The organism is Erwinia sp. PME.40.26/001, from assembly GCF_055556675.1.
In genome coordinates this window covers 242,831-258,438 of sequence record NZ_JBVHNP010000006.1, presented here as the reverse complement: position 1 = coordinate 258,438, position 15,608 = coordinate 242,831, and the positions used below count along the sequence as shown (strand labels likewise).

General features: G+C 56.5%; 17 protein-coding genes. 13 read left to right on the top strand and 4 right to left on the bottom strand.

Annotated features, from left to right (window positions below):
• Positions 1-246: 246 nt before the first annotated feature.
• Positions 247-1,275, bottom strand: coding sequence for a 16S rRNA (guanine(1207)-N(2))-methyltransferase RsmC (gene rsmC, locus ACZ3HG_RS17640; RefSeq protein WP_191934234.1), 1,029 nt, complete (start codon positions 1,273-1,275; stop codon positions 247-249).
• Between the two features lie 142 nt (positions 1,276-1,417).
• On the opposite strand from rsmC, the gene ACZ3HG_RS17635 reads away from it, so the two are divergent.
• The 3 genes from ACZ3HG_RS17635 to yjjG all read left to right on the top strand — a co-directional run bounded on the left by ACZ3HG_RS17635 (position 1,418) and on the right by yjjG (position 3,036).
• Entirely contained in the window at positions 1,418-1,837 is a 420-nt protein-coding gene (locus ACZ3HG_RS17635; RefSeq protein WP_191934233.1) for a DNA polymerase III subunit psi, read from the top strand.
• On the top strand, positions 1,800-2,243 hold the full coding sequence (rimI, locus tag ACZ3HG_RS17630; protein WP_191934232.1) for a ribosomal protein S18-alanine N-acetyltransferase: 444 nt from the start codon (positions 1,800-1,802) through the stop codon (positions 2,241-2,243). Before ACZ3HG_RS17635 ends, rimI begins: the two co-directional genes overlap by 38 nt.
• A gap of 112 nt (positions 2,244-2,355) precedes the next feature.
• On the top strand, positions 2,356-3,036 hold the full coding sequence (gene yjjG, locus ACZ3HG_RS17625) for a pyrimidine 5'-nucleotidase (protein WP_465333619.1): 681 nt from the start codon (positions 2,356-2,358) through the stop codon (positions 3,034-3,036).
• A 93-nt stretch (positions 3,037-3,129) separates the two neighbouring features.
• On the opposite strand, the gene yghU is transcribed toward yjjG, so the two are convergent.
• Positions 3,130-3,981 (bottom strand): glutathione-dependent disulfide-bond oxidoreductase, encoded by an 852-nt coding sequence (yghU, locus tag ACZ3HG_RS17620; protein WP_191934231.1) that lies wholly within the window; start codon positions 3,979-3,981, stop codon positions 3,130-3,132.
• Positions 3,982-4,124: 143 nt separating this feature from the next.
• On the opposite strand from yghU, the gene ACZ3HG_RS17615 reads away from it, so the two are divergent.
• From ACZ3HG_RS17615 to deoD, 10 genes are all read left to right on the top strand, one after another.
• Positions 4,125-4,772: a DNA-3-methyladenine glycosylase I gene (locus tag ACZ3HG_RS17615; RefSeq protein WP_191934230.1), complete on the top strand. Its 648-nt coding sequence runs from the start codon at positions 4,125-4,127 to the stop codon at positions 4,770-4,772.
• 169 nt (positions 4,773-4,941) lie between these two features.
• Positions 4,942-6,531 (top strand): peptide chain release factor 3, encoded by a 1,590-nt coding sequence (prfC, locus tag ACZ3HG_RS17610; RefSeq protein ID WP_062747338.1) that lies wholly within the window; start codon positions 4,942-4,944, stop codon positions 6,529-6,531.
• 326 nt (positions 6,532-6,857) lie between these two features.
• The gene (gene osmY, locus ACZ3HG_RS17605) at positions 6,858-7,469 is read left to right on the top strand and encodes a molecular chaperone OsmY (RefSeq protein WP_191934229.1); all 612 of its coding nucleotides are present in this window, start codon (positions 6,858-6,860) and stop codon (positions 7,467-7,469) included.
• Positions 7,470-7,597: 128 nt separating this feature from the next.
• On the top strand, positions 7,598-7,759 hold the full coding sequence (locus tag ACZ3HG_RS17600; RefSeq protein WP_013200641.1) for a DUF1328 domain-containing protein: 162 nt from the start codon (positions 7,598-7,600) through the stop codon (positions 7,757-7,759).
• A 96-nt stretch (positions 7,760-7,855) separates the two neighbouring features.
• Complete coding sequence (locus ACZ3HG_RS17595) at positions 7,856-8,908, top strand: patatin-like phospholipase family protein (RefSeq protein WP_465333603.1); 1,053 nt, start codon at positions 7,856-7,858, stop codon at positions 8,906-8,908.
• Positions 8,905-9,681 carry a TatD family hydrolase gene (locus ACZ3HG_RS17590; RefSeq protein ID WP_465333601.1) on the top strand — a complete coding sequence of 259 codons (777 nt, stop codon included), beginning with the start codon at positions 8,905-8,907 and terminating at the stop codon, positions 9,679-9,681. Before ACZ3HG_RS17595 ends, ACZ3HG_RS17590 begins: the two co-directional genes overlap by 4 nt.
• A gap of 271 nt (positions 9,682-9,952) precedes the next feature.
• Complete coding sequence (gene deoC / locus ACZ3HG_RS17585) at positions 9,953-10,732, top strand: deoxyribose-phosphate aldolase (protein WP_191936118.1); 780 nt, start codon at positions 9,953-9,955, stop codon at positions 10,730-10,732.
• A gap of 106 nt (positions 10,733-10,838) precedes the next feature.
• Positions 10,839-12,158 carry a thymidine phosphorylase gene (gene deoA / locus ACZ3HG_RS17580; RefSeq protein WP_191936119.1) on the top strand — a complete coding sequence of 440 codons (1,320 nt, stop codon included), beginning with the start codon at positions 10,839-10,841 and terminating at the stop codon, positions 12,156-12,158.
• 66 nt (positions 12,159-12,224) lie between these two features.
• Positions 12,225-13,448: a phosphopentomutase gene (gene deoB, locus ACZ3HG_RS17575; RefSeq protein WP_191934225.1), complete on the top strand. Its 1,224-nt coding sequence runs from the start codon at positions 12,225-12,227 to the stop codon at positions 13,446-13,448.
• A gap of 42 nt (positions 13,449-13,490) precedes the next feature.
• Positions 13,491-14,210 (top strand): purine-nucleoside phosphorylase, encoded by a 720-nt coding sequence (gene deoD, locus ACZ3HG_RS17570; RefSeq protein WP_062747355.1) that lies wholly within the window; start codon positions 13,491-13,493, stop codon positions 14,208-14,210.
• Between the two features lie 169 nt (positions 14,211-14,379).
• Here deoD and ACZ3HG_RS17565 read toward each other — a convergent pair whose 3' ends face one another.
• Together ACZ3HG_RS17565 and ACZ3HG_RS17560 are read right to left on the bottom strand one after the other, a co-directional pair.
• Positions 14,380-14,766, bottom strand: a complete 387-nt coding sequence (locus ACZ3HG_RS17565; protein ID WP_191934224.1) for a DUF4354 family protein — start codon at positions 14,764-14,766, stop codon at positions 14,380-14,382.
• Positions 14,767-14,900: 134 nt separating this feature from the next.
• A complete protein-coding gene (locus tag ACZ3HG_RS17560; RefSeq protein WP_465333598.1) occupies positions 14,901-15,590 on the bottom strand; it encodes a YtjB family periplasmic protein in 690 nt (229 codons plus the stop codon).
• Positions 15,591-15,608: the final 18 nt, after the last annotated feature.

The window sequence follows — 15,608 nt, the reverse complement described above, 5'->3', positions numbered from 1 at the left end:
GGACTTGAACCCTCACGTCCGTTAAGACACTAACACCTGAAGCTAGCGCGTCTACCAATTCCGCCACCTTCGCATACCCGCAACATAACAACGTTATATCGCAACCACGGAGGCGCATTCTAGAGATTTTACCCGGTACGTCAACAGTTATTTCTTATTGTTGAAACAAACGCCTGGAAAAGAATCGCTTATGGCAGCGGGCGACCGTAAACCGTCGCCCCTGGCGGAAATGGACGACGGACGGGGTTACTTCTTCGGCGGACGGCCTTTCACGGCGCGGTACACCTTAAAGCGTCCATTCTGCAACAGCACTTCATGACTGCCGAAGGTTTCATCCAGCACCTGCGGGTATGGCAGGAAGGCGTTGGCCACAATACGCAGCTCACCGCCGGTGTTCAGGTGGGTGATTGCGCCACGGATCAGCGTCTGCGCGGCGTCAAGACTGGTCTGGACACCATCGTGGAACGGTGGGTTAGACAGGATCATGTCAAAGCGCCCAGGGATGTCTGAATAAACATTACTGGCAAACACCTCACCTTCCAGCTGGTTGGCGGCCAGCGTGGCTTTACTGGCTTCAATCGCGGCGGCATTCACGTCGGTCAGCGTCAGACGCACCTTCGGGGAATGGGTGGCCAGCAGGGCAGCGATCACGCCTGCGCCGCAGCCCATGTCCAGCACTTTGCCTTTGGTGTGAGGCTTGAGGGTGGAGAGCAGCAGCTGGCTGCCGATATCCAGCGCATCGCGGCTGAACACGCCGGGCAGCGTTTTGATGGTGAGGTCGCCCAGCGGGTATTCATCCCAGAACGCATCCACCGCAAAGGTCGGCTGCTTATCCAGCCTGCCGTGATACAGCCCACAGCGGCGGGCGCTGTCGATCTTGGTGACGGTTGCCCAACCTTCCAGCATCTGCTCTGCGCTACGCACGCCGCTGCGGTTTTCACCGATAACGAAAATATCGCAGCCGACCGGCAGCAGCGACAGCAGGTTCTGCAGCTGGAACTGGACTTCGGGTTTGTTTTTCGTCCAGTAGTAGACCAGGGTGTCGCAGTCTGCGACCACCTCGGGGGTGGCAACCAGACCATAATGGGCGTTTTCCCCAAGGGCACGGCTGAGGATCTGCCAGTGATGGTATTGCTGGGTATGTACCCGGCTCAGCGCCGTTTCCAGCTGGGCGGGCAGGTCATCCTGCAGGTCACCAGCAAACAGCACGCGGCGTTCAGTAAACTCATCACTATGGCGCAGTATCACTTCACTGGCCGGGGTAAATGCGGACATCGATGGCTCCTTATAAATCAGAGCGGCGATTATACCCTGCATACCTGAAGCTGCAACTGCGTTAGCCGCGTCGTTTGTTGGCGCAGTTTCGACGAATTTGCTAGCATGGCGGCGCATTCAGGCGACCAGACAGGATAAAAAGATGTCTTCGAGACGTGACTGGTTATTAGAGCAAATGGGGATAACGCAGTATACGCTGCGGCGTCCGCGCGCCCTGCAGGGCGAAATCGCAGTGACGTTGCCCGCAGAGACCCGGCTGGTGATCGTGGCGGAAACGCCTCCGGCGCTGCACGATCCGCTGGTGAACGATGTCCTGCGCGCCCTGAATCTGCAGGCCCCGCAGGTGCAGGCGCTGACGCCAGAACAGCTGGAAATGCTGCCGGATGATGCCCGCTGCAACAGCTGGTGCTTAGGACTTGATGCCCCGGTGCCACTGGCCGGAACCCAACTGGCTTCGCCTTTACTGGCGGAGCTCTATCATAATGCCGCCGCCAAACGGGCGCTCTGGCTGCAGATTTGTCAAAATGAATCAGATTTCCTTACTCACAGCGCACGATCTTGAACAGGCGTATGCCATTGAGCAGCGCAGCCACGCTTTTCCCTGGACTGAAAAAACCTTTACCAGCAATCAGGGGGAACGTTACCTGAATTATCGCCTGACGGTGGATGAAACGCTGGCGGCGTTTGCTATTACCCAGGTGGTGCTGGATGAAGCCACGCTGTTTAATCTGGCTGTTGACCCGGCATTTCAGCGTCGTGGCCTCGGCCGCGAGCTGTTACAGCATCTGATTAGCGAGCTGGAGCAGCGCGGCGTAGTCACGCTGTGGCTGGAGGTTCGGGCCTCTAATCACGCGGCGATAGCGCTGTATGAGCAGCTTGATTTCAATGAGGTCTCGATCCGCCGCAACTATTATCCGGCGGCAGAGGGGGGCAAAGAAGACGCGATCATGATGGCCCTGACGATTTAAATGGGGCATAGCACAGGCTATCTGACCTGCTCTTTCGGGAGCAGGCTGTGCTCACACATTGCAGATGACGATAACGCCTGAATATTGAAGGCAATGGACTTTAGGAATGACGATGCTTAACAACTGGGACTGGGTTTTATTTGACGCTGACGAGACGCTGTTCCATTTCGATGCGTTTGCCGGTTTGCAGCGTCTGTTTCAGCAGTACGATGTGCCGTTCAGCCGCGCTGACTATGACGACTATCAGGCGATTAACAAGCCGCTTTGGGTGGACTACCAGAATGGGGCCATCAGCGCCCTGCAGCTTCAGCATCAGCGTTTTGAGGGCTGGGCGGCAAGGCTGGATGTCACGGCCAGCGATCTGAATACCGGATTTCTCGGTGCCATGGCGGAGATCTGTACGCCGCTGGACGGGGCCGTTGAGCTGCTGACTGCGCTGAAAGGGCGGGTGAAAATGGGCATTATTACCAACGGCTTTACCGCGCTGCAGCAGGCACGCCTGGAACGCACCGGTTTTCTGGGGGTGTTCGATCTGCTGGTGATCTCGGAGCAGGTGGGCCACGCCAAGCCGCACCCGGCGATCTTTAACCATGCGTTAAATCAGATGGGCAATCCGGCGCGCGATCGGGTGCTGATGGTCGGTGATAACCCGGACTCAGATATTTTAGGCGGGATCAACGCCGGGATGGCGACCTGCTGGCTGAATGCCGATGGCCGTGCGCGGCCAGAAGGCATTACCCCCACCTGGGAGGTCACGTCCCTGAAAGCGTTACAGAATAAGTTAGTCGGCTGATCGACACAGACGATCCGCAACCGGGGCGGTCATTGTTTGCCGGGCGGGTGGACGGCAAAAAAGCGTCCACCCGCCGCGTACCAGGGCGGGGGATTACAGCCCCAGTTTGTCGAAATCGGACGCGTCGTGACGCTCCGGCAGCTGTTCGTTTTCCGGCCCCCAGGTGCGGTTAACCACGCGGCCGCGTTTTACTGCCGGACGGGCAGCAACTTCATCGGTCCAGCGCAGCAGATTTTTATAGGAACCGGCATCAAGGAACTCCGCCGCGTCGTAGGCCAGCCCCTTCACCAGCGTGCCGTACCACGGCCACACCGCCATATCGGCAATAGTGTAGTTTTCCCCGGCAATATAGCGGTGTTTCGCCAGCTGCTGGTCAAGCAGGTCGAGCTGACGTTTGGCTTCCATCGTAAAGCGGTCGATGGCGTACTCGATCTTCACCGGGGCGTAATGGTAGAAATGGCCAAACCCGCCACCCAGGTAGGGTGCCGCACCCTGCAGCCAGAACAGCCAGTTCAGCGTTTCCGTACGGCCAGCCGGATCTTTTGGCAGGAAGTGACCCATTTTTTCGGCCAGATAGAGCAGAATGGCACCTGACTCAAATACGCGGGTCCCCGGAACGGTGCTGGTATCAAGCAGGGCCGGGATCTTGGAGTTGGGATTGACTGCCACAAAACCGGAGGAGAACTGTTCGCTGTCGCCAATGCGGATCAGATGCGCGTCATACTCCGCCTCCTGCACGTTCAGCGCCAGCAGCTCTTCCAGCAGGATGGTGACCTTCTGTCCGTTCGGCGTTCCCATGGAATAAAGCTGCAGCGGGTGTTTGCCTACCGGCAGATCGGCCTCAAAGCGTGCGCCAGCTGTCGGACGGTTGATGCTGCCCCAGGTGCCGCCCAGACCTTTATTTTCGCTCCAGACTTTCGCAGGTTGATACTCTTTATCGCTCATAATTCAACGGGCCCTTTTGCAAAATAAATGGCAGGTAATGAACTAAAGATAGTGGAACAGGGTGATACACGCGATCAGGTATAGCATTACGCAGGTGAGCACGTTTACCCTCAAAGAGCACAATGACACAAGGAGAATCTGAAATGGATCAAACGGATCTCACCACGCTACATGCCGCCGGGCTGGCCGTGACGGCAGATGGCCGCATCTGCTGTGCGTGGCAGTCTGGCATGCCGGCTTACCACGACAGCGAGTGGGGGCGCGTGGTGGTCGATGACAAGATGTTGTATGAAAAAGTGTGTCTGGAGGGGTTTCTCTCCGGCATGTCATGGAAGATGATCTATAACAAACGCGATAATTTTCGCCGTGCCTTTGCCGGGTTCGACTTTCGTCTTGTCGCCCGCTTCGGTGAAGAGGATATTGCCCGGCTGATGGCGGATAAAAGTATTGTGCGTAACCGTGCCAAAATCGTCTCTGCCATCAACAATGCCCAGCGTGCGCTGGCGTTGGTGGAGGAAGCGGGTTCGCTCGCCGCCTGGTTCTGGCAGTTTGAGCCTGCCCCGGACAGGCGTCCGGCAAAGATTGATCTGCCGTTCTGGCAAACGGTGAAAACCTGTCCGGAAGCCGAAGCGATGTCAAAAGCGCTGAAAAAACGCGGCTGGACTTGGGTCGGGCCAGTGGCCACCTATTCGCTTATGCAGGCGCTGGGGCTGGTGAACGATCACCTGGAGGGCTGCTGCTGCCGGGCGGAGTGTGAGGCCGAACGCGCGCGGTTAATCCGTCCGCGCTGACCTGTTACCGGCGCTGACTGTCGCACTTTAGGTTGAATAAGCGCCGGTCAGTCATTGTGTATGACGCCGGGATAAGCGAAAATGCCGCCCATTATCGATTAATCGGCTGTAGTTCCCGCTGCGCGCGCTCCGTCGCACGGCGGCGCAGCGCCAAACCAGAAGAAGCGTCATGTCAAATGCACCCTTTATGCAGGAGGTGGCTCGTCGCCGCACTTTTGCCATCATTTCTCACCCGGATGCCGGTAAAACCACCATCACTGAAAAAGTGCTGCTGTTCGGACAGGCTATCCAGACCGCCGGTACGGTAAAAGGCCGTGGCTCCAACCAGCATGCTAAATCAGACTGGATGGAGATGGAAAAACAGCGTGGGATCTCCATTACCACCTCGGTGATGCAGTTCCCTTATCGCGGTAGCCTGGTCAACCTGCTGGATACCCCGGGGCACGAAGACTTCTCGGAAGATACCTATCGTACCCTGACCGCCGTTGACTGCTGTCTGATGGTGATCGACGCCGCCAAGGGCGTTGAGGATCGTACCCGTAAGCTGATGGAAGTGACCCGTCTGCGTGATACGCCGATCCTGACCTTCATGAACAAACTTGACCGTGACATCCGCGATCCGATGGAAGTGATGGATGAAGTCGAAAGCGAGCTGAAAATCGCCTGTGCGCCCATCACCTGGCCTGTGGGCTGCGGCAAGCTGTTCAAAGGTGTGTACCACCTGTATAAAAATGAAACCTACCTGTATCAGACCGGTAAGGGCCATACCATCCAGGAAGTGCGCATTGTTAAAGGGCTGGATAATCCAGAGCTGGATGCGGCCATTGGTGAAGACCTTGCTGCGCAGCTGCGTGACGAGCTTGAGCTGGTGCAGGGCGCATCGCACGAGTTTGACCGTGAAGCCTTCCTCAACGGGAAGTTAAGCCCGGTATTCTTTGGTACGGCGTTAGGTAACTTCGGCGTTGACCATATGCTCGACGGACTGGTGGAGTGGGCACCGTCACCGATGCCGCGTAATACGGATGTCCGTACCGTTACCGCGACGGACGAGAAATTTACCGGCTTTGTATTCAAGATCCAGGCTAACATGGACCCGAAACACCGTGACCGCGTGGCCTTTATGCGCGTGGTTTCCGGTAAGTATGAAAAAGGCATGAAGCTGCGCCAGGTGCGCACCGGGAAAGACGTAGTGATTGCCGATGCACTGACCTTTATGGCCGGTGACCGTTCGCACGTGGAAGAAGCGTATCCGGGCGATATTATTGGCCTGCATAACCACGGTACTATTCAGATCGGCGACACCTTTACCCAGGGTGAGAACATGAAGTTCACCGGCATTCCGAACTTCGCGCCGGAGCTGTTCCGCCGCATTCGCCTGCGTGACCCGCTGAAGCAGAAACAGCTGCTGAAAGGGCTGGTGCAGCTGTCGGAAGAGGGTGCCGTGCAGGTGTTCCGTCCGGTACACAACAACGATCTTATCGTTGGTGCTGTCGGTGTGCTGCAGTTCGACGTGGTCGTGGCCCGTCTGAAAAGCGAGTACAACGTCGAAGCTATCTACGAAGCGATCAACGTCGCCACCGCCCGCTGGGTAGAGTGCAGCGATGCGAAGAAGTTTGATGAATTCCAGCGTAAGAACGAAGTGAACCTGGCGCTTGATGGCGGTGATAACCTCACCTATATCGCACCGACCATGGTGAATCTGAATATTACTCAGGAACGTTATCCTGACGTGGTATTCCGTAAAACGCGCGAACATTAATCCCTCTGGGACGGACTCTGTATTGAGGGCCGTCCGCCGCGCAGTGCGCGTTCAGGTTAAAGGGCGGCCGCAACACAGGGTCGCCCCCTTGCCTTACAGACTCCTCCTAAAACCCCTCTTTTTTGCTGCTTTATCCAACAAATCATCCGTCATCCCCGGTGAAATCCTCATTACCGACTATATTCATTTCTACAGGACGAAAAATACGCGGCGCGATGGCTGCAACGTTCAACGGCAAAAGTACCATCTTGCCAACAACTACAGTCACGCCGTTTGTGACTGAAAAGCTCACCGTTGTGAGTGCAAAAGACAAAAGGAACGAATCGATGATGAAGACTAATATGGCAAAAACGCTGATGGCCCTGATGGTAGGTTCTGCTCTGGTGAGCGGTTCTGCGCTGGCAGAAGGCACCATGACGAGCAAAGCGGAGTCTACGGCAGACAGCGCGGGTTCAAAAATCGATAGCTCTATGAAAAAAGTCGGCGGCTACATGGATGACAGCGGCGTGACGGCAAAAGTGAAAGCCGCGCTGGTGGACAACGATGCCATCAAAAGCACCGATATTTCCGTTGAAACGCACGAAGGTGTTGTGACGTTGAACGGCTTTGTGACTTCGCAGGATCAGGCTGAACTGGCCGTTGCCGCCGCTAAGAAAGTGGAAGGCGTGAAATCCGTGAGCGATAAACTACACGTGAAAGACAGCACAAAACAGACGGTAAGCGGTTATGCAGGTGATACTGCAACGACCAGCGAAATTAAGGCTAAACTGTTAGCAGACGACATCGTACCCTCACGTAATGTGAAAGTGGAAACCACCAACGGTGTGGTTCAGCTGTCCGGTGCGGTGAAGACGCAGGCGCAGTCCGAGCGCGCTGAAGGTATTGCCAAAGCCATTGAAGGCGTGAAAAGCGTTAAAAACGATTTGACCGTTAAGTAATGACCCGGCGGCCCGTATTTCAGGGGCCGCCAGTCGATTCACCCGCAAAGAAAAAACGTTCGCCCCTGCAGTGCAGGTGATGTGAATGATAAAAACTGTTCGATTTCACTACTGGTAAGGAGAGGCATATGTTTCGTTGGGGTATTATCTTTCTGATTATTGCGCTGATTGCTGCGGCGTTAGGTTTCGGTGGTTTGGCGGGTACAGCGGCATGGGCTGCAAAAATCGTCTTTGTCGTCGGTATTATTATCTTCCTTATCAGCCTGTTTACCGGACGTAAAAAACTCTAGTACAACAGCCTGAGCCGTTAATTAAGCAATAAGCGCCTCACGCACGTGACTGAGAACAGGTATCCTCTCTTTCTTTATCTTGAGAGGATACCTGGCTTGGGCATACGCATCCCGATAACCCTCGGCAATATTGCGCCGCTGGCGTTAAAACCCTTCCACCCAGGCAAACTTGCCCTGGTCTGCGAAGGCGGTGGGCAACGCGGTATCTTCACCGCTGGTGTGTTGGACAGTTTCCAGCAGGCTCACTTTAATCCCTTTGATCTGATGCTCGGCACCTCTGCCGGGGCACAAAATCTGTCGGCTTTTGTCTGCGCCCAGCCAGGTTATGCCCGCCGCGTTATTACCCGTTACACCACCAGCAAACAGTTTTTCGATCCGCTGCGCTTTGTGCGCGGAGGGCATCTTATCGATCTCGACTGGCTGATTGATATCACCCGCCAGGAGTTCCCGCTGGCGATGGAGGCGGCTGACAAGCTGTTCTCCAGCGGGCGCGAGTTTTACATGTGTGCCTGCCGCAGCGATGACTATACCCCCGGTTACTTTTCCCCTACGCCAGACACCTGGCATGACATTATCAGGGCCTCCAGCGCGATACCGGGGTTCTACCGGCCGGGCGTGCTGCTGGACGGTGTCAGCTATCTGGATGGCGGGATCCGCGATGCGATCCCGGTGCGCGAGGCCGCCCGTCGCGGCGCGGAAACCATCGTGGTGATCCGCACGGTACCCTCGCAGATGACCTATACTCCCCAGTGGCTGAAACGCGTGGAGCGCTGGCTGAGTGACGGAGCGCTGCAGCCGCTGATCAATATTATGCAGGTGCATGAAGAGAGCTACGGCGAGATCCAGCGCTTTATTGATAAGCCGCCGGGGACACTGCGCATCATTGAAATTTATCCGCCACGCCCGCTGGCCAGTTCGGCGCTCGGCAGTCGGGTCGCTTCGCTGAATCAGGATTACCACCTGGGCAGGCGCTGCGGCCGCTACTTCCTTGCCACGCTGGGGCAGTTCCTGAGCGAAGGCAGCAGCCTGACCCGCTTCCGTACGGTGGTGCCGCCCGCCGCCGTGGCCAATGAGTCTGACCGTCAGGGGATCCTGCCTGATCCGCTGCTGGGGAATGACGTCGGTTTTGATAAGGGATCGCTGGCATGACGCTGCGCTTCGTTGATACCCACTGCCACTTTGATTTTGCGCCGTTTGCCGGCGATGAAGCGGCCAGTATTGCCCGCGCTGCGGCGGCGGGCGTAGAGAAGATCATTGCCGTGGGCGTGTCGGCTCCGCGCTTTGATGGCGTACTGGCGCTGGCAGAACAGCATCAGGCTGTTTACGCGGCACTGGGCGTGCATCCGATGGCGATTGCAGAGCACCAGCCGCAGGACCTGGTGATGCTGGAGCAGCATCTGCAGTGTCGCCCGGAAAAGCTGGTGGCGGTGGGTGAGATTGGCCTCGATCTCTATATTGATAATCCGCAGTTTGATCGTCAGCAGACGCTGCTGGACGCACAGCTGCGGCTGGCGCGTGATTACGACCTGCCGGTGATCCTGCATTCGCGCCGCACGCATGACAAGCTGGTTCAGCATCTGCGGCGTATCGACCTGCCACGCCGTGGCGTGGTACACGGTTTTGCCGGCAGTGAACAGCAGGCGCTGGCCTTCATCCGCGCCGGGTATGCCATAGGCGTGGGCGGTACCATCACCTACGAACGTGCCAGCAAAACCCGCCGGGCGATATCCCGGCTGCCGCTGACGTCACTGTTACTGGAGACGGACTCACCCGATATGCCCTTGCAGGGATTCCAGGGAGAGCCTAACCGCCCTGAGCGGGTAAAAAATGTCTGGCAGACGCTGTGTGAACTGCGTGCTGAACCCCCACAACAGATTGCTGAAACGCTGCGTGAAAACACCCGCATCCTCTTTGGTCTTTGAACGCACCCGACTTGTCTGATCCTGTCGCTCCCGCAATGTTATTATTATAACATTTTCCTCTGGCCTCACCCGGCTGTCCCTGTACCAGTAGTGGCCGTCAGAGGTGATTTAAATCACCTTTAATGTAATAATCATGAAACTGTCATCTTTTTATTGTGAGGATCGCCACAACATGCCGGGGATCCCACTGTTATAATTCTAACATTACAGGGCGTTTCAGGCTGCCAGCCTGGCGATCGTGCCCTGACTGATAACGATCTGGAGATAAACCATGTCCGATGTAAAAACTCAGGCGCTGCGCGCGCTGCAACTGATGGATCTGACCACCCTGAATGACGACGATACCGATGCAAAGGTCATCGCCCTGTGTCAGCAGGCGAAATCCCCGGCGGGGAATACGGCGGCCATCTGTATTTACCCCCGTTTTATCCCGATTGCGCGTAAAACGCTGCGTGAACAGGGTACCCCCGACATTCGTATCGCCACGGTGACTAACTTCCCGCACGGCAACGATGATATTGCCATTGCGCTGGCTGAAACCCGCGCGGCCATTGCTTATGGTGCCGATGAGGTCGATGTGGTGTTCCCGTACCGGGCGCTGATTGCCGGCAATGAAACGGTCGGCTTCGAGCTGGTAAAAGCCTGTAAAACCGCTTGCGCTGAAGCCAACGTGCTGCTGAAAGTGATCATTGAAACCGGTGAGTTGAAAGAAGAAGCGCTGATCCGCAAAGCCTCTGAGATTGCGATTGATGCCGGCGCTGACTTTATCAAAACCTCTACCGGTAAAGTGCCTGTGAATGCCACCCCGGAAGTTGCAGAAATTATGATGCGCGTTATCGCAGAAAAAGGGGTGAAAGCGCAGGTCGGCTTTAAGCCTGCTGGCGGCGTTCGTACCGCTGACGATGCAGCGATCTACCTGAAGCTGGCCGATGACATTCTGGGCAGCGACTGGGCGGATGCACGTCATTTCCGCTTTGGTGCATCCAGCCTGCTGGCCAGCCTGCTGAATACCGCCGGTTTTAGCGGCGCGACCAGCGACAGCAAATATTAACCGGCGGGCGGGTTTGCCACGCTGAATCCGCGCTGGCCGCAGCAAAACGGGTTGTATCGATCACGCCCGTTTTGTCCTTTAATGTATTGAAATACCGGGGGTTACCGTGTTCCTGCCACAAGAAATTATCCGTAAGAAACGTGATGGACTGGCGCTAAGTGAAGAAGAGATCCGCTTTTTTATCAACGGCGTGCGAGACAACACGGTATCTGAAGGGCAGATTGCTGCGCTGGCGATGACCATCTATTTCCACGATATGTCCCTGCCTGAGCGCGTGGCCCTGACCATGGCGATGCGGGACTCCGGTTCGGTGCTGAACTGGAAGGCGCTTAACCTGAATGGCCCGGTGGTAGATAAACACTCCACCGGCGGCGTGGGCGACGTCACGTCCCTGATGCTGGGCCCGATGGTAGCAGCCTGCGGTGGCTTTGTGCCGATGATTTCCGGTCGTGGACTGGGCCATACTGGCGGCACGCTGGACAAGCTTGAGGCTATCCCCGGGTTTGATATCTTCCCGCAGGACGATCGTTTCCGTCAGATTATTAAAGAAGTGGGTGTGGCCATTATCGGCCAGACCAGCTCACTGGCACCGGCAGATAAGCGCTTTTACGCCACGCGTGATATTACCGCCACGGTAGATTCAATCCCGCTGATCACCGCGTCGATCCTCGCCAAGAAACTGGCGGAAGGGCTGGATGCGCTGGTGATGGATGTCAAAGTGGGTTCAGGTGCCTTTATGCCGACCTTTGAACAGTCGGAAGCGCTGGCGCAGGCGATTGTCGGCGTGGCCAACGGGGCCGGATGCAAAACCACCGCCCTGCTGACCGACATGAATCAGGTGCTGGCCTCCAGCGCGGGGAATGCGCTTGAAGTCCGCGAGGCTGTGCAGTTCCTGACGGGAGCGTACCGTAACCCACGCCTGCTGGAAGTCACCCTGGCACTGTGTAGCGAAATGCTGCTCTCCGGTGGCCTGGCTAAGAGTGATGAAGAGGCCCGGGCGAAACTTCAGGCCGTGCTGGACAACGGTCGTGCGGCTGAGGTGTTTGCCCGTATGGTCGCGGCGCAGAAGGGCCCGGCCGACTTTATCGAACGTATGGACAGCTATCTGCCTGCGCCGATGCTGAGTAAGGCGGTTTACGCCGACCGGGGTGGCATCGTCAGCGCCATGGATACCCGCGCACTGGGGATGGCGGTGGTATCGATGGGCGGTGGCCGTCGCCGCGCCAGCGACAGCATTGACTACAGCGTCGGCTTCAGTGAGATGGCGCAGTTAGGGGATACCGTGGACGGACAGCGTCCGCTGGCAGTGATCCATGCCACCAGTGAGGCCAGCTGGCAGGAAGCCGCCGCCGCCGTGAAAAAGGCCATTGCCCTCAGCGATGTGAAACCTGAGTCAACGCCAGTTATTTATCGCAGAATATCGTAATTAGGGGTATTCTGTTCTGATCGCATTTTTTTAACGCTCATCGCGAAAATCGCGCAGGAGATCAGGATGAAACGTGCATTTATCATGGTGCTTGATTCCTTCGGAATCGGGCACAGCAAAGACGCCGACAAATTCGGCGATAAAGGCTCGGATACCCTCGGACATATTGCCGAGGCGTGCTTCAGGGGTGAAGCAGACAAAGGACGTAAAGGTCCGCTTCATCTGCCAAATCTGACGGCACTGGGATTAGGCAAAGCGGCGGAAGCCTCCAGCGGTAAGTTCCCGCCGGGCCTGGATAAAGAGGCGGAGATCATCGGGGCATACGCCTACGCCAGCGAACTCTCTTCCGGCAAAGATACGCCGTCCGGGCACTGGGAAATTGCCGGGGTACCGGTGCTGTTTGACTGGGGCTACTTCAGCGATCTGGAAAACAGTTTCCCGCAGGAACTGCTCGATCTGCTGGTGGAAAAAGCCAACCTGCCGGGTTACCTCGGTAACTGCCACTCCTCCGGTACGGTGATCCTTGACCAGCTGGGTGAAGAGCATATGAAAACCGGTAAGCCGATTTTCTATACCTCTGCTGACTCGGTGTTCCAGATTGCCTGCCATGAAGAGACATTTGGCCTCGATCGTCTTTACGAACTGTGTGAAATTGCGCGCGAAGCGCTGACCGAAGGCGGATACAATATTGGCCGTGTGATTGCGCGTCCGTTTATTGGTGATAAGCCGGGCAGCTTTGAACGTACCGGTAACCGTCACGATCTGGCGGTAGAGCCACCTGCGCCGACCGTGCTGAAAAAACTGGTCGACGAGCAGGGCGGGGAAGTGATCTCCGTAGGCAAAATTGCCGATATCTATGCCCACGTTGGCATCACTAAAAAGGTGAAGGCAACGGGCCTGGACGCGCTGTTTGATGCCACGGTTGAAGAGATGAAAATCGCACCGGATAACAGCATCGTGTTCACCAACTTTGTTGACTTCGACTCCACCTGGGGCCACCGTCGCGATATTCCGGGCTATGCCGGTGGGCTGGAGTTGTTTGACCGCCGCCTGCCAGAGCTGATGGCGCAGGTGAAAGAGGGCGATATCCTGATCCTCACCGCTGACCACGGCTGCGATCCCAGCTGGCCGGGCACCGAGCATACGCGTGAACATATCCCGGTGCTGATTTACGGTCCTGGCGTGAAGCCGGGCGACTATGGCTATCGCGAAACCTTTGCCGATATCGGCCAGACGGTTGCCCACTATTTTGGTCTTTCACCGATGGAATACGGTAAACCGTTATTCTGAAGGGAAAAGCGCAGTAACTCATTATTTGAATAAGGATTAAACATGGCTACGCCACATATTAACGCTGAGATGGGTGATTTCGCTGACGTCGTGCTGATGCCGGGCGATCCGCTGCGCGCGAAACACATCGCGGAAACCTTCCTGCAGGACGCGGTAGAGGTCAACAACGTCCGCGGGATGCTGGGCTACACCGGCACCTATAAAGGCCGCAAAATCTCGGTGATGGGCCACGGTATGGGGATCCCATCCTGCTCAATCTACGCGAAAGAGCTGATTACCGATTTCGGCGTGAAAAAAATCATCCGCGTCGGTTCCTGCGGTGCGGTACGTGCTGATGTGAAACTGCGTGACGTGGTCATCGGCATGGGCGCGAGTACTGATTCCAAAGTGAACCGTATGCGTTTCAAAGACCATGATTTCGCCGCGATTGCTGACTTTGAGATGGTGCGCAACGCGGTTGACGCTGCGAAAGCGCTGGGTGTGGATGCCCGCGTCGGTAACATCTTCTCTGCCGATCTGTTCTATACCCCGGATCCGCAGATGTTTGACGTGATGGAAAAATACGGCATCCTGGGCGTGGAGATGGAAGCCGCCGGTATCTACGGCGTAGCGGCAGAGTTTGGGGCGAAAGCACTGGCGATCTGCACCGTCTCTGACCACATCCGTTCCGGCGAGCAGACTACCGCTGCCGAACGTCAGACCACCTTCAGCGAGATGATTGAGATTGCGCTGGAGTCTGTGCTGCTGGGCGACAAAGCCTGATTTGTACTGGCGGGCTGACCGACACATAAGGTCAGCCCTGCATTACCGGTGCAATCTGCTGTGGCCAGAGGGCGACCCGTTCCGGGTCGCCCTCTTTTTTTGCCGCCATCCGATGTTGAAGGCCGCTGCACCTTGATGACGGGCGTACATCAGTCATTGGTGAGCACTTTTATTTACAGGTATCGCTAATTTTTACCTGATCAATGTGGAACACGCTGTCGTCAGCGGCAGAGAAAATCACCAGACCGCTTACTTTGCCCTGGGGCTTTAGCTTGCCACCGGCCAGGTGTGCCGCTACACGATCGACAGGAAATTCCTTGTTGTCACTGGTGTAACCTTTCAGGCAGTAGTTCTTCAGGTCAACGGAGGCGGAGGTGGTGTTTTCCAGCGTCACCTCGAAGGTTTTTCCAAAGTTATTCAGATCTCCCGCCGATCTCGATTTCATCTCTTTTTGTGTCGCATACACGGTGATGCCTGATACGTCAGCCGCCAGTACCGTCGCTGAAAAAACCAGGCCTGCCGCTGCGATCGTGGCCAGAAGTGCGTTCCGTTTCATCCTGTGCTCCTTGATTTTACAATGTCAGAAAGCGCATGTTGCGCTGGTGAAGCAGTAAAATGCAGGGGATAGGAAGCAGCGTACAGAACATCAAGAGCTATTCCCCAGGAATAGCTCTATTTGCCGGAAAGGGGTCAGTCGGTTTTGCCTGCCGTTCCACTTATTTCTGCGGTACCGGCAGTTTTTTCTTCCTCGTCATCATCGTCCTCTTTTACCGGATTATTAGCGGTGAGCAGGAAGGGCGACTGCTGCCAGCGGGTGCGCCGGGAGCGCAGCAGGGTACGCGAGAGAATAATGCCGATCGCCAGCGCCAGCAGCATCATCAGGCGCAGGATGTTGGTGGTGTTATCCACCTGTTTGGATTCGGTGACCAGAACATGGGTATCGAGCGTGACGCGTAAAAATCCGCGCGGACCGTCTTTACTGGCCAGCGGTTCGACAATCTGATGGTTGAAGTAGCTGCCGGCACGCTGGCCGTCGAGCGCCAGACGGTCGCGGACGTTAATATTTTCGCCGCTGTGGGCCACCAGGCTGCCGGAGCTGTCATATAACGAAGCGTCCAGAATGCGGCTTTCATGGGTCATCTGGTCAAGCGCATCGATGATCCTCTGATGGTTATCATCCGGGTTTTCCATCAGCGGGGTCAGGTTCCAGGCCACCTGGCGCGTTAAGGTATGCGCCAGCTCCTCGACCTGTTCAGAGCGAGCCATCTGATGACCAAGACTGAACCAGGATGCGCCCTGCATCAGGACAACCAGCAGCGTCAGGCAAATCAGGACGATCACCGTACGGTGCAGGCGAAACTTCAGTTTGGCTTTAGCCATCTCAACCCTTCAATCTTG